The organism is Micromonospora sp. CA-259024 (assembly GCF_050936255.1).
Classification (GTDB): domain Bacteria; phylum Actinomycetota; class Actinomycetes; order Mycobacteriales; family Micromonosporaceae; genus Micromonospora.
The window spans coordinates 2943923-2956840 of sequence record NZ_JBNJND010000001.1 but is presented as its reverse complement, the minus strand read 5'-3'; the positions used below and the strand labels follow the sequence as shown (position 1 = coordinate 2956840).

The 12918-nt window shown below is 67.0% G+C and carries 11 protein-coding genes and 2 pseudogenes; 5 read left to right on the top strand and 8 right to left on the bottom strand.

Annotated features, from left to right (window positions below; translation table 11 throughout):
• Nucleotides 1-120: 120 nt before the first annotated feature.
• Nucleotides 121-894: pseudogene (locus ACQEUX_RS12815) on the top strand (IS701 family transposase); the annotation flags it as partial.
• Between the two features lie 175 nt (nt 895-1069).
• Here ACQEUX_RS12815 and ACQEUX_RS12810 read toward each other — a convergent pair.
• Together ACQEUX_RS12810 and ACQEUX_RS12805 are read right to left on the bottom strand one after the other, a co-directional pair.
• Nucleotides 1070-2155 (bottom strand): hypothetical protein, encoded by a 1086-nt coding sequence (locus ACQEUX_RS12810; RefSeq protein WP_433046110.1) that lies wholly within the window; start codon nt 2153-2155, stop codon nt 1070-1072.
• A 173-nt stretch (nt 2156-2328) separates the two neighbouring features.
• Nucleotides 2329-2613 carry a transposase gene (locus ACQEUX_RS12805; protein WP_433046107.1) on the bottom strand — a complete coding sequence of 95 codons (285 nt, stop codon included), beginning with the start codon at nt 2611-2613 and terminating at the stop codon, nt 2329-2331.
• A gap of 583 nt (nt 2614-3196) precedes the next feature.
• Here ACQEUX_RS12805 and ACQEUX_RS12800 point away from each other — a divergent pair.
• Together ACQEUX_RS12800 and ACQEUX_RS12795 are read left to right on the top strand one after the other, a co-directional pair.
• Entirely contained in the window at nt 3197-3385 is a 189-nt protein-coding gene (locus tag ACQEUX_RS12800) for a hypothetical protein (protein WP_433046104.1), read from the top strand.
• Between the two features lie 254 nt (nt 3386-3639).
• The gene (locus ACQEUX_RS12795; protein WP_433046101.1) at nt 3640-3963 is read left to right on the top strand and encodes a hypothetical protein; all 324 of its coding nucleotides are present in this window, start codon (nt 3640-3642) and stop codon (nt 3961-3963) included.
• Between the two features lie 235 nt (nt 3964-4198).
• On the opposite strand, the gene ACQEUX_RS12790 is transcribed toward ACQEUX_RS12795, so the two are convergent.
• The 4 genes from ACQEUX_RS12790 to ACQEUX_RS12775 form a co-directional block, all read right to left on the bottom strand.
• Nucleotides 4199-4330: a hypothetical protein gene (locus ACQEUX_RS12790; RefSeq protein ID WP_433046098.1), complete on the bottom strand. Its 132-nt coding sequence runs from the start codon at nt 4328-4330 to the stop codon at nt 4199-4201.
• Nucleotides 4331-4594: 264 nt separating this feature from the next.
• Nucleotides 4595-7114: a S8 family serine peptidase gene (locus ACQEUX_RS12785; RefSeq protein ID WP_433046095.1), complete on the bottom strand. Its 2520-nt coding sequence runs from the start codon at nt 7112-7114 to the stop codon at nt 4595-4597.
• A 111-nt stretch (nt 7115-7225) separates the two neighbouring features.
• Nucleotides 7226-7495: a MauE/DoxX family redox-associated membrane protein gene (locus ACQEUX_RS12780; RefSeq protein WP_433046092.1), complete on the bottom strand. Its 270-nt coding sequence runs from the start codon at nt 7493-7495 to the stop codon at nt 7226-7228.
• 107 nt (nt 7496-7602) lie between these two features.
• Nucleotides 7603-7974 (bottom strand): hypothetical protein, encoded by a 372-nt coding sequence (locus ACQEUX_RS12775; protein WP_433046089.1) that lies wholly within the window; start codon nt 7972-7974, stop codon nt 7603-7605.
• A gap of 79 nt (nt 7975-8053) precedes the next feature.
• Here ACQEUX_RS12775 and ACQEUX_RS12770 point away from each other — a divergent pair.
• Together ACQEUX_RS12770 and ACQEUX_RS12765 are read left to right on the top strand one after the other, a co-directional pair.
• A pseudogene (locus ACQEUX_RS12770) lies at nt 8054-8366 on the top strand (LD-carboxypeptidase); the annotation flags it as partial.
• Between the two features lie 289 nt (nt 8367-8655).
• Complete coding sequence (locus ACQEUX_RS12765) at nt 8656-11184, top strand: LamG-like jellyroll fold domain-containing protein (RefSeq protein WP_433046086.1); 2529 nt, start codon at nt 8656-8658, stop codon at nt 11182-11184.
• Nucleotides 11185-11484: 300 nt separating this feature from the next.
• Here ACQEUX_RS12765 and ACQEUX_RS12760 read toward each other — a convergent pair whose 3' ends face one another.
• Together ACQEUX_RS12760 and ACQEUX_RS12755 are read right to left on the bottom strand one after the other, a co-directional pair.
• A complete protein-coding gene (locus ACQEUX_RS12760) occupies nt 11485-12177 on the bottom strand; it encodes a hypothetical protein (protein WP_433046083.1) in 693 nt (230 codons plus the stop codon).
• A gap of 118 nt (nt 12178-12295) precedes the next feature.
• Nucleotides 12296-12907, bottom strand: a complete 612-nt coding sequence (locus ACQEUX_RS12755) for a TetR/AcrR family transcriptional regulator (RefSeq protein ID WP_433046080.1) — start codon at nt 12905-12907, stop codon at nt 12296-12298.
• Nucleotides 12908-12918: the final 11 nt, after the last annotated feature.

Below are 12918 nucleotides of genomic sequence, written 5' to 3'. Positions count from 1 at the left end.
GAGCAACGCCGCGACCTCGACCGCGCATGTACCTTGCTCGAACAGGACCGCCGCGCCAGAGCGAACAATGTCCGGCAGATCTCCACTTCGTGAAGACGTCGTCCAGACATGGCATCGACAGATCGGCTCGGGGTGGGGCATCAGGGGTTGCAGCAGTTCGTGACGACCTCGACGTGGGACACGACGGCGGTGCGGATGCGGCTGGCCCGTCGGGCGGTGGATGCAGTCGGGCCGGTGGCGTGGGTGGTCGATGACACCGGTTTCCCGAAAGACGGCAAGGGCTCACCGGATGTGGCCAGGCAGTACTCGGGGACGTTGGGCAAGGTGGCGAACTGCCAGATCGGGGTGAGTGTCCACGTGGTCACCGACACCGCGTCGTGCCCCCAGGATTGGCCGCGGTTCTTGCCGACGTCGTGGGACGACCAGGCCGTTGACGAGGCTGACCGTCCCGAGGTAGCCGCTCGCCGGGCCCGGTGCGGGATACCGGCCGATGAGCATCATCGGCCGAAGTGGTCGATGGTGGTGGAGATGCTCGAGGGGCTGGCCGAGCACGGGCTACGCCCGCCGTTGCTGGCCGCGGACGCCGGCTACGGCGACAACAGCCAGTTCCGCAGCGCCTTGGACGAGCGGTCAATCGGCTACATCATGCAGGTCAAAGGCGACGCCCTCGCCCACGAGCCCGGTGTGCAACCGGTGGCGCGGGTCTGGTCGGACGGGGCCGCCCACCGACGCGCACCGACCCGCGCTACCCGAAGACCGCAGTCAGTCTGGTCGAGCACCGCGCCTGCCTGCACGTCGGCGAGACCGCTCTCGTCCCGTACGTGCACGATGCCCACCTGCGCGAGATCGACGCCATTCGTCGTGTCGCCCTCGGCAAGCCGTGGCAACTCATGAGTCATGAGGTAGCTGCGGCGGTGGGGTGGCGATGGTGCAAGTGGTCGTCGAGCATTTTGACGCTGCTGGGAAACTGATGAGGTGGCGCCGGCGGCGCGGTCGGATTTTCCACGAGTGCCGGGCCATTACCGCGCCGGCGACGACCGGAGAACGGCCACCGCCGGCGCGGCCGGCGTCAGAGCCGGGAGGTGAAGGTGGCCAGGAAGCGGTGCGGGATGACCGCGCCGGCGTTGTCGAAGCAGATCACGTCGACGTCGGCGTTGGTGGTGTACGTCCAGGGTTGGGTGAGGTGGCAGTAATTGCTGCCGGCGCCTTGCGCCACCACCTGGGCGTGCGTCTCCTTGATGCCGATCTGCGGGAAGGTCGCCAGGTAGCGGCCGGCGGGCGCCAGCGGTGCCACCGTGTTCGCGCCGATACCGAGCACCGAGTTGTCGTTGGTCGGTCCGCCGACGGCGGTACCCAGGTAACCGAAGTACGACGGCGGGCCGAGGGAGCCGATCACCGGCCGCCGGCGGTGGTACGAGAGGGCGAAGTCGGTGTTGGTGAACGCGCCGGACTGGTCGTAGCAGAAGACGTACACCTGCACGTCGCTGCCGACCGCGTTCCAGGAGTAGACCTTGCACCGGCGGGGACCGGCGTTCGGCTGCACGGCGGTGACCTGCACGTTGCCGCCGAGCAGCCCGGCGAGTCCCACGCCCGGCAGCCGCACCAGGTACTGCCCGACGCCCAGCGGCCCAACCGTGTTCACCACGCCAGTGGAGTTGTACGACTGCGCCACCGCGCCGCCGCCCCACTGCACGTACGCGTGGGAGGTGCCGGCCGGCAGCACGCCCGAACTGGTCGTCCAGAGCACGGTGAACGGGGTGTCCTCGCGTGTGCCGCCGGGCTTGTGGCACTGCACGTCGACGATCTCGTCGGCGCCGGACTGGAACCAGCGGACCACCTCGCAGTAGTGCCCGGTCCGGTTCACCGGGGTCACGTGCGGCACGCCTCGTGAGCTGGCACCCACCTGCGGGAAACGGACCTGGAACCGGCCGGGCGCGAGCTTGACGCCGTCGGCCCAGGCGGCCGGAAAGGCGGTCTTCCAGCTACCCCACTGCCGGCTGGTGTCGAGCACGGTCCAAACCGGCACGGTGGGGTCCTTGACATACGCGAACCCCCAGCGGTCGGCGGTGGTCGCCGCGGCCGGTGCCGCCGGCGCGAATGCGCTGGCGGCCAGGACCGCGGCCAGTGCCGCGGTGACGAACGATCGAAGACGCATGGGTTCCTCCATTCGACGGGGGACATGTCGGGGAGGAGCGTGCACGCGGTGATGCTGTGATCACAGTCAGCTACCCCGCGCTTGAGTGTCGGGTGCCCGCCACTCGTAACCGACCAACATGGGCAGGAGTCCCCTTAGGGGGCATCTGATCCCGCTTGGCCAGATCGGTCCGATTAGGGGCTTTCGTTTCGCCAGGTTGGGGCGGATTCTCCGGTGAGATAGCGGCTCATTGTGTTAGCCATGGCCCAATGGATCATCGCCCGGGTGCGTTGGGGAAGGGGTTCGTAGTCGCGGACGAGACGTCGGTGTTGCGTCAGCCAGCCGAAGGTCCGTTCCACGACCCACCGGCGGGCTGGACGTGGAAGCCCTTCCCTGGGTGGCGGGGAACCCGCTCGACGTCGATGCCGAGCCCGGCGCCATGCCCACTTACGGCGGTGTTGTAGCCACTGTCGACCCATGCCTTGACCACGCTCGGATGGTCCGCGGCGGCGGTGTCGAGCAGGTGGCGGCCGGCAGTGGAGTCCTGCACCGACGCCGCGGTGACAATCACGGCCAGGAGCATGCCGAGGGTGTCGATCGGCTGTCAGCTCGCCGGTTCGGCCCGGCTGCCCGAGGTCGTGGACGCGATGACCTGATGCCATGATCTGGCCGCCGGGTTTCCGATTGGCGGGGGCGCGGGGCGTGGCGGGACCCTGGCGACGCCGTCGGTCGTCCCACCACCCGAGAGCCGAAGACCGTCGCCGCTGTGCCGCGGCCTGGGCTCGAAGTCGGCGACCCACGGTGCAGGTAGAGGGGTCAGTAATAGACTGTTGGGGATGCGTCAGCGTGAGCCATGTTCACCCGATCGGCGATCATGGGTTGGGGTCCGAGCCGACCCGAAGTTGTACTGGTTCACATGATCGAGGCCGGGGTCGGCATCCTGGCGACCACCCGCTACTGGTACCCGTATCCGTGGATGGCCGCGTCGATGTTTTGTCTCCCTTGACACGCTGCGCGCTGGTGTTTGTTTTGCCCCCTTCATGTGACCGCATGGAAGGCAACGTGAACATCGACAAGGGTCCGCCGCTGCGGGAATATGTAGGCATGATCTGGATCGAAGACAAGCCGGGCGTTCGCCTGCGCATTCTTGCCAGTTCCCTCGACGAGGCGGAGTCTCGCGTTATCGAGGAGTACGGAGAGGGGCACGTCATCTCGATCTGGAACGAGGAAGATGCATCGAGACCGCGATAGTGTGGCACGTTGACCCCGGGGGTTGCCCCTATGGGTTTCGTCAAGGAATCGGGTCGGCGTCGGGCTGTGGGGAGGGCAGGATGGCGTGGTGCCTGATCTGCTGTGGGATGACGTCAGGTGGTTTCTTCGACCCCGGGTTGATGGGGTCATTGCCGGACGTCTGCGTGCCTGGCGCCTCGCTGGAGGACTGGCAGTCGGTCCTCGATCTCGTCGTCGCTCAGGGTTGGACGTTCTAGTACTCCGAAGGTGCGGCGGTGCTGCCGCTGCCCGCAGCGGCGGCCGTGTTGTCCCGCCCGGCTGGCGCCGAGTGCCCGGAACTGCGGGTCTGGCCGTCGCCGGATGTCCTGGCGATCTTCCGGTTCTATGCGGCGAATGAGATCGACTTCGATGTCGATCTGCGGGAGCTCCAGGGGCAGGAGCGGCTCGATGTGTTCTGCGGTTTCCTGACGGCGATCGGAAGGTGCCTGGGCAAAGCCGTGCTGATGGATTCCGAGGGCGGCGACGGGAGCCATCCGGTGCTCGGCTTCGACGTTGAGGCGGACTGCGTCGTTGTGAGGGCGGAGCCGTCGGTCAGGTGACCATGGCTGTTCGCGGTTCGTAGAAGGTTCCATCGCGGAGCATGGCGAACACGACGTCGGCCCGGCGTCGTGCAAGGCAGAGCAGGGCCTGTGTGTGTTGCTTGCCCTGGGCGATCTTCCGGATCACGGTCACGAGCCACCCGCACGACGTAATCACGGCACTCACGAGGGTAAGGCTTGGACAACAGCAACATCCTTCCAGCCCGCCACCACGGCAAGCCATCTCAGATGTCACCTATCGGTGCAGCAGACCCTCTGACGCCGACGACTGCGCCAGCAAGGCCAGCCACGAGAAGACTTGGATGAGGAGCTGGTAGATCAGTCGCACGGCCATGAACCCGATCATGAGGGCTAGGACGTCGAACACCGGGCGACGTAAGCACCGTGAGACACAGCCCGACGCTCGAAACCGCAGCTCACGAGCCGCGACCGAGTATTGGAGTAGGACAGACGTAGACGTAGTCTTCGCCGTCGCGGGAGGACCGAAAAACATCCCTGCCTGTTCGCTCGTCCACGAGCTGCCCTTGCGCTTGCGCAATGGTGGCAGCTTCGTCAACGCGGCCACGTTGGGCGAAGGCCTGGCTAGCCAGGCTCAGGCGAACCTGAGCCTGGCTGGCCAGGCCACGTGCGGCTAGACGCCGCCGGACCGTGCCCCGGGCAGCGTCCGCACGGCGGTCAGCGTCACATCGCCGTCCTGGTAGGACACCCTGAACATGTGGTGGCCCGCGTTCAGGACCCGCCGTTCCGGCAGGGAACGGAAGTTGCCCTTGATCGAGTCCCCGCTCATGATCGTCAGTACCGTGCCCGGAGTGAGGGGCGCGCGAATGTCCAGGGCGAGTTCGCCGTCCAGCACCAGGTCACCCGCGGCCCGCACGCTCGTGTAGTCGTGGTCGCCGGAGATGGTGATGGCGAGGCGACCCGTTCGGCTGACGGTCACGTCGCCGCCGACGTTCAGGACGTTGCCGGGTGCGACGTCGGTAAGGGTGATGGACGCCGCGGACGCCGCTTCCCCGGACGACAGACCGGGCTGCAGAACACCGCTGTCGACGTCGATGCTGCCTGCCACGAAACCGCTGCCGCCGAGCGTGCCGCCCTTGACGTCGATCGAGCTTGCGTGCGAGCCGGTGATCGAAAGCTTACCGCCTTGAACCGTCGTGCCGCCCTCGTAGGTGTCGTCGCCCGTCATGATCAGCGTCCCGGGGCCTTGCTTGGTCAGAGAAGCCGTGTAGAGGTTGTTGTCGATGTTGTTCTGAATGTAGGCTGCGCGCTCGTCCATCCATTCCTTGCGCCACTTGACGGCGTCTTCATAGGTGATCTTGTCGTACAACTCAGGATGGCCGTTAGTGATAGCTTGGATGTAAGGATCAGCCAAAATGCCCTGAAGCATGAAGGCCTGTTCGTTAAGCGTGCCGTCCGGGTTCAGCACGTTGGGGCTGAATTCACCGGCGTAGGCAATGCCTTGCTTCTTGTAGCCCGCCAGCCACTCCAGATCTTCCCTTTCTCTTTCCTTGATCGCGATCTGGCTGATGTCGTTCGACCAGACGTCCAGGGGCGCTTTATCCATGTTGTAGGTCATGGGGCTCAGGAGCTGGCCGGGGCCATACATGCCCTTGGCCAGATCGGGAATCCCCCAGCCCCAGCGTTGGTCCGGAAGACCGTCGGGAGCGGTCCAGGCGATGGATGCCCCGGAGGGGGAGGTTTGCCCGGTGCCGAGGAATCTCACGCCGTCGGACATCTTGTTGTCCGCCGTGGTGAACATCAGCTCACGAACCTGCTTGGCGTCCATGTTCGGATAGCGGGAGAGCAGAACCCCCATCACCGCTGTCGCAACGGGCGTTGCCGGTGACGTGCCGTTTGAGTTTGAATAGTTAGTGTCACCACCGCTGTTCGTGGTCCGAACACTGTTTGAAGGGGTAGACACGGTCCACCATTTGGCGAGCCCCGCCTCGTTGTACCCGAACTGCTTTGTGTATTCGGGACTGGTCGCAGTGGGCGGTTGCACCCCGCCGACGGATACCCACTGCTTTTCCGTCAAGGGATTGAAGAAGGGATACGCCGGGCGAAAATACGGGTTGCTCCAGTCGTTGTTGCCGGCCGACCTTACGTTGACGGCCCCGCTGTCCTTGATAGCGTCCCAGATGGCATCCATGAAGGAGCGTCCGGGGTAGCTCGGATTGTATTGAATGCCGCCTTCCGAATAGCTCTTCTTGAAGAGGAAATACTGATACTCCAGATCCTTCAGGTACTCGTTGGGGATAATGGTCGCCATCGCCGTGGCGCTGGCGCTGTCTTTGCCACGCAGCTGGTAAGCGTTGGCGAGGTTGCCATTGACTCCAAGGTCGTTTCCTAGACCGTCAAAGCGGGTCCTGTCAATAGTCTGGACGTAAGAGCCCCAACTGCTGTTGATGACCTGGGCGCCCGCGTCGACCAGGGCCTTGTTGGCGGTACGCCAGTACACGTAATCGTGGAAGGGGCCGTGGGACTGGGTATCGGAGCCGCCGGTCATGGCGACATACATCGTCGATCCAAAGGCGATGCCGTGCTGGTCTTTGACATCGCGGATGCCGGAGGTAACCCCAAGCATGCCGGTCCCGTGCCCGAAGTCACTTGTTCTCGCCTGATCACCGGCCACAGTGAACGGCTGGCCCGCAGTAAACGGGTTCGCCGGGGTTGCTGCGTTTCGGTACCCGAAGCCGGACGTGCCGTAGACACCCTCCGCTCTCACCGGAACGATCAGCCCGGTCTGAAATGCTTCGTGTGTAGCCCTGTAGCCCGAATCCATCATGCCCAGCGCGACGCCCTGCCCGCGGTACCCTAGGGCGTAGGCGGTGGACGCGTTTACCGCGACGAGCTGCCATGGTGAATCGACCGCTGTGCCAGGGTTAGAAGGATTATGGCCGGTATAATAACCATATTCCGGCGTTTCCCAACTGGCTTTAGCGGCATCTAGTTCCCCTGGCCTCGTGGCGACAAAACCGGGGTCTCCCGGGTACGCCGGCCCGCCGCCCGTATGACCAGGGGTCGATGCCGGACCGGTCTTGGACGATGCCGAGGCGAACCCGGCCGGAAACAACGCGATGCCTCCTCCGGCAGCAAGGACACCTCCCAGCCGACGCAGAAACTGCCGCCGATTCACGAACCTCATGCTCATCCCCGACTCCTTCCGATGGGTCGATATCTCTAACCGACGAGGGCGGCCTGCTGCGTCCCAGCGCCATTGTCTACACGCGCTGGTCGAGACAAATAATGTGCCGTTCCGCCGCTACCAGGCGGCGGATGGCGACGGCTTTGATCGTGATCCCGACTGCGGCGCGAGCCGAAGCATGAACGTCGGGTGCCAACTGCTGATGAGGCCGGTGCCGAGGGCGACTTCGACGCCGGGAACGCTCCACGCGAGTGGCAATGCAGACGGCGCAAGCCGGTAACCGGCAACGGCCATTGCGAACCGACGCGGTGCGCGCACCTTTGCGGGGGCAGCCGCGATCAGAAGGAACCCCTGCCACGTCAGAACGGCGAACTGGAACGCTCCCACGAGTAGGCCTCCCTATATGGTCACCAAATTAGACTGCGATCGAAGTCCCTCGTCAAGAGGGCAAAACCTGTCCACCAGAAGCGGTTTGAGCGACCGCCCATATCGATTCACATAACTGTTATGTACCGGGCCATGGGTTGCGTCCACGGAAGTCGTGTACGACTTGCCCGTGATGGGCTTGTTGCGCAGATGAGGTTCCGGTCGGTGGCGTCGTCCTCCGGCATGACGTGCCAGTTGTACGGGTAGTTGCGGTGCAGGTCCAGGCCGGCGACACCGTCCTCGTCGTAGCGACCGTCGCCGTCGTTGTCCGTGCCCTCGGAAAACATCAGGTAGTCGCCCTTGCCTGCGCCGACGTTGAGCATGGCGTTCCTGGCCGGGTCCCGCTCGTCGACGACGTGCGTCCCCTTGCCGGCGCCGACGTACTGGCGCATCTGGCTCAGGTACCCGTCACCGTCGAGGCTCCTTACCTCCGGCGGCATCGGAGCAGCGTGACGGCGGCTGTCCCGTCCACGGTGAGGGCACCGTTCCGGGCGAGTTGGCACCGGGTTGGCACCCGAACTCCTCCCCGCGCGCGATGTCAGCTTCATCGTCCGCTCAATCGGTGAACGCCACATTCTCAGCGCCGTCGACGCGGTCCTGCTCGCCGTCCGCCGGTCTCCGACCACACCCGCCGGCCCGTTGCCGCGGATCGGGCACGGCTACGCAAGCAGCAGCGCGATGCGGTCGTCGACGTCGTGGCCCGCTACAACCCGGAGGCAGCCGTCTGCGTCGGCATCCCCTTCGGCCACACCCGACCGCAATGATCCTTCCCCACGGCGGAGCCATCACCGTTGATGGCGTGGAACGTCGGATTTTCGCCGACTATCGGTAGGACCGTCCACTGAGCCCGGCGGCCAAGTTTCCGCCCGACCCGCCAGCGCCAGGGTTGCCCGCTGTTCGAGCGTGTGCGGTGGTGGCCGAATCGGCTCAGTCCTGTCGATATCTATTGACATCGCTGCCGGAACAACGTTGGAATGTGTTCAGCCGTGACCTGCGCGTGATGGGATCTGGCCGCGGACACGTCCCGCCCCGGGAACGTCGACCAGTGACCCGGCCGCCCACCCTCGGAGCGCACCACTGGCAGCCGCCGCCCCCGTCCGCACTCCCGAAGGGCCGACCGTATGACCCGACGCGCCTCCAGCCGACGCTGGCCATTCCTCGCCTTCGCCACCGCGGCCGTCCTGGTCGCGACCACAGCGCCGACCGCCGCGACCGCCGCGCCCCAACCCGGCGCCGACACCGGTTGGACGAAGGGAACACCGCCGCTCTCCACGCCGTGGACGGATGACGTCTCACCCACCAACGCGCTGCCCGAATATCCGCGGCCGCAGCTGACCCGGTCCCGCTGGCAGAACCTCAACGGCGTGTGGGAGTTCGCCGGTGCGGCCGCCGGCGAGGCTCCGCCGGTCGGCGAGCAGCTGGCCGAGCGGGTGTTGGTGCCCTACCCCATCGAGTCGGCCCTCTCCGGCATCCAACGGCACGAGGACCGGATGTGGTACCGCCGGACCTTCATCGTGCCCGAGCGGTGGCAGGTCGGCCGGGGCCAGCGCCTGGTGCTGCACTTCGGCGCGGTCGACTACGACTCGAAGGTGTGGGTCAACGGCCACCAGGTGGCGACGCACCGGGGCGGCTACGACGGCTTCGACGCCGATGTCACCGACGCACTGCGGCCCGGCGGGCAGCAGGAGCTGATCGTCTGGGCCGAGGACCTGACCGACGCGACGTTCCAGCCGATCGGCAAACAGCGCCGGGTCGGCGACCGGGGCATCTTCTACCAGGGCAGTTCCGGCATCTGGCAGACGGTCTGGATGGAGCCCGTCTCGGCCACGGGTGCCATCGACTCGCTTAACCTGACGCCCGACCTGGGCGACAAGTCCCTGCGGTTGCGCGCGAACCCCACATCCGGGGCCGAGGGCCTCACCGTCGAGGCCGTGGCGTACGACGGACGCAAGGCCGTCGCGCGCGTCTCCGGTCCGGCCGGGACCGACCTGACGATACCCATCGCCAAGCCCAAGCTGTGGTCGCCCGACTCGCCTTTCCTCTACGACCTCCGGGTACGCCTGTTCGACGGCCGCAAGCGGGTCGACGAGGTCGGCTCCTACTTCGGGATGCGCGAGATCGGCAAGGCGAAGGGCGCCGACGGCAAGCTTCGCATGACGTTGAACGGCAAGATCCTGTTCCACATGTCCACCCTCGACCAGGGCTTCTGGCCCGACGGGCTGAACACCGCACCGACGGACGATGCGTTGCGCTTCGACCTGGAGCAGCACAAGGTGCTCGGCTTCAACACCGTCCGCAAGCACATCAAGGTCGAGCCCGGCCGCTGGTACTACTGGGCGGACCGGCTGGGGCTGATGGTGTGGCAGGACATGCCCGCGACGAAGCCCGGCCGCCCGACGGTCGAGTGGCAGCGGCAGTGGGAATCCGAGCTCGGCGAGATGATCCGGGAACACGCCGCGCATCCGTCGATCGTGGTGTGGGTGCCGTTCAACGAGGGCTGGGGTGAGTGGGACCGGGGCGCGACCGGCCGCATCGCCGACTCGGTCAAGCAGCAGGACCCGACCCGGCTCGTCAACGCGCACAGCGGCGTGAACTGCTGCGATTCCCTTGGTGACTCCGGACGCGGGGACATCATCGACCACCACCAGTACCTCGGTCCGGCGTCGCCACTGCCCACCGCCGGCCGGGTGGCCGTCGACGGAGAGCACGGCGGAATGGGCCTCGAGGTCGACGGTCACATGTGGTTCGGCGAGGGCGGCGCGTACTGGATGGCGCCGGACTCCGAAACGCTGACCCGACGGTACGTGGAGAACCAGCGCGACCTGCTGCGCATAGCGAACACCTGCGGGGTCTCGGCCGGCGTCTACACCCAGATCACCGACGTCGAGCACGAGGTCAACGGCTTCTTCACCTACGACCGCCGCGTCGAGAAGATGGACTTCGACCAGGTGCGCGCGGTGAACGAGGCGGTCATCCGCTCGGCCGACGGTACCGGCGCGAACGTTCCTCCGCCGCCGCCCGGCACGCCCGGCCTCACCGGAGTCGGCTACTGGCCGCTGGACGAGAATGCCGGCGACACGGCCAACGACGAGGCGGGCAACAATAACGGCCGGCTGGTCGCCGGGCCCACCTGGACGGCCGGCAAGACGGGTTCGGGCCTGCTGTTCAACGGCAGCAACCAGTACGTCGACACCGACAGGACCATCCTCGACACCACCGCCAGCTACTCGGCCTCGGCGTGGGTGCGGCTCGACAGCGCGGGTGGCGCCTTCCAGACGGTGGTGAGCCAGGACGGCGCCTCGAACAGCGCCTTCTACCTGCAGTACTCGGGCGCTGACCGACGGTTCGCGATGAGCTTCGCCGGGGTGCGGGCCCTCGCGCCGACCAGCCCGGTCGCCGGGCAGTGGTACCACCTCGTCGGTGTCCGGGACGCGGCGACGGGCCAGCTGCGCCTCTACGTTGACGGGCAACTCGCCGGGCAGGCGAGCGCCTGCCTCGGCGACGGTTCCACCGGGCCCCTGGTCATCGGCCGCGGCAAGTTCGGCGGCAACCCCGTCGACTACTTCGACGGCACGATCGACCAGGTGCACGTCTACGACCGCGCGCTGAGCGCCGCCGAGGTGACGGCGCTCTACGAGTCCGGAAAGTAGGACCGCGGGTTTCCCGGGAGGGGGCGACGACGCCCCCTCCCGGCCCGGCCTGGACGAGACGTGCGATCGCCGGCACGGTGTTCCCACCAGCGGAGGCAAGCACACCCATCGCCCGCCGCAGCCGGATCGCCGAACCCGTCCCACGTCGAATGATCTTCAACATCTGCTGACCCTCCAGGTCAGACAGCCGCCGCACACGCACGGGTTCTGCCACCCGTCCAGCCTGAACGCAGCCACACCACCCAACCCGCAGGTCGAGCGGCGTGTCATCCAACGCCGTGCACGTTTCTGGTTAGGGCACTAGAAAGGGGCGTCATCGTAGGTGCCCTGCCGCGGCTCGTAGGCCGGTATCGCGGGCTCCGTCCAACGAAGGTCGTGCTCACCCCAGTGACGCAGGTTGAGCACCGCGGTTTCGGTGTGACGCCAGTGCGGGTCGGCGGCGATGGCGGCTCGGACGCGGGCGGACAGGGCGGCGCGGTGCGGGGTGAGTTCGGGTGCGGAGGCCAGGTTCACGGCGGCGATGAGGGCGGCGTCGCGCACGTTCTCGTCGGGATCGTCGAGGCAGGCGGTCACCACGGCGTAGAGTCGCGGCCGCATCGGGCGGAGCGGGCCGCCGACGTTCTCGCCGCCGGCGGCGTCATCGCCGAACCATTCCCGCCACTGGACACCCATCGCGTATCCGAGCCGGGACAGCCAGAGCAGCAGTGCGGCCCGCAGCGGTCCGTCACCATATTCGCGGGTGGGGCCGGGCTGGGCCCGGACCCGCGGGTCGGCCAGCGCCACGGCGACGAACCGGGCCGCCGCGGGGGTCGCCTCGTAGATAGTGCCCTGGTGAAACAACTCCTCCCACAGGTGGGAGAGAGCCCGCCGCGCGTCGTCACGGTCACCGGTCAACAACCCCGCTAGGAGTCGCGGCGTCTCCGGCCAGGCTGGCCCGTGGCTGTGTGCCAGTGCCCGCCAGTTGGCCTGTTCGAGAACGGCTTCCGGACGCATCAGGGGAGCCTAGTGCCTTGACCGACACCGTCAACGTTTCTGGTCAGGGCACTAGCCATCGCCGTGCTACACCGGCACGGGAATTTCTGTGCCGTCTGGACCTGCAGGCGCTGCGCGATCATCGCGCGGCAGGCGGGTCTGTGGTGGCGAGCGTGGCCAGGTAGCCGTCCAGGAGGTGGATCTGCCGCTCGGGCGGGAACTCCTCCGCGCCGAACAGCGCCTGCACGATGAGGCCGAGCGCGAAAGACTGGACAGCCGCCGCGATATCGTCCGGATCATACGGTGGCAGCTCCCCGAGGCGTTGTGCCGCCTGCACATGGTGGCGGATCCGCTCGCGCGAGCGCGCATAGCGGGCCGCGTGCCCGACCGCGAGGTCCGGGTCAGCCAGCGCGGCGTCCCACGAACTGACCCAGATCCGATTGTCCGCAGCGGCCTGCGGCGTCAACGGAAGGATGTCCATCAGTGTCGCCCGTAATGCGGCGAGCCCCTCGGGCTCGGGTGCGATGCGCCTCGGCCGTGCCGCACGGTGCTCGTCCAGCAACGTCAACGCATGCGCGACCAGGTCCTTCTTGTGCGGAAAGTAGTGCGTGAGCAGGCCGGTCGTCGCTCCCATCTCGGCCGCGACCGCGCGCAGCGTCAGGCCGCCAAACCCGTGCGCGGCCAGCACCCGCCACACGGCCCCGGACACGTCGCGGCGGCGTGCATCGTGATCTCCCTTGCGGCGTGGCATGCCGACAGGAT

Bases quoted from the DNA above. Each gene is read 5' to 3' on its own strand.
- ACQEUX_RS12810 (WP_433046110.1), bottom strand. From the start codon at position 2,155: ATGCGTCTTCGATCGTTCGTCACCGCGGCACTGGCCGCGGTCCTGGCC.
- ACQEUX_RS12765 (WP_433046086.1), top strand. From the start codon at position 8,656: ATGACCCGACGCGCCTCCAGCCGACGCTGGCCATTCCTCGCCTTCGCC.
- ACQEUX_RS12760 (WP_433046083.1), bottom strand. From the start codon at position 12,177: ATGCGTCCGGAAGCCGTTCTCGAACAGGCCAACTGGCGGGCACTGGCA.
- ACQEUX_RS12785 (WP_433046095.1), bottom strand. From the start codon at position 7,114: ATGAGCATGAGGTTCGTGAATCGGCGGCAGTTTCTGCGTCGGCTGGGA.
- ACQEUX_RS12805 (WP_433046107.1), bottom strand. From the start codon at position 2,613: ATGGGTCGACAGTGGCTACAACACCGCCGTAAGTGGGCATGGCGCCGG.
- ACQEUX_RS12755 (WP_433046080.1), bottom strand. From the start codon at position 12,907: ATGCCACGCCGCAAGGGAGATCACGATGCACGCCGCCGCGACGTGTCC.
- ACQEUX_RS12775 (WP_433046089.1), bottom strand. From the start codon at position 7,974: ATGCCGCCGGAGGTAAGGAGCCTCGACGGTGACGGGTACCTGAGCCAG.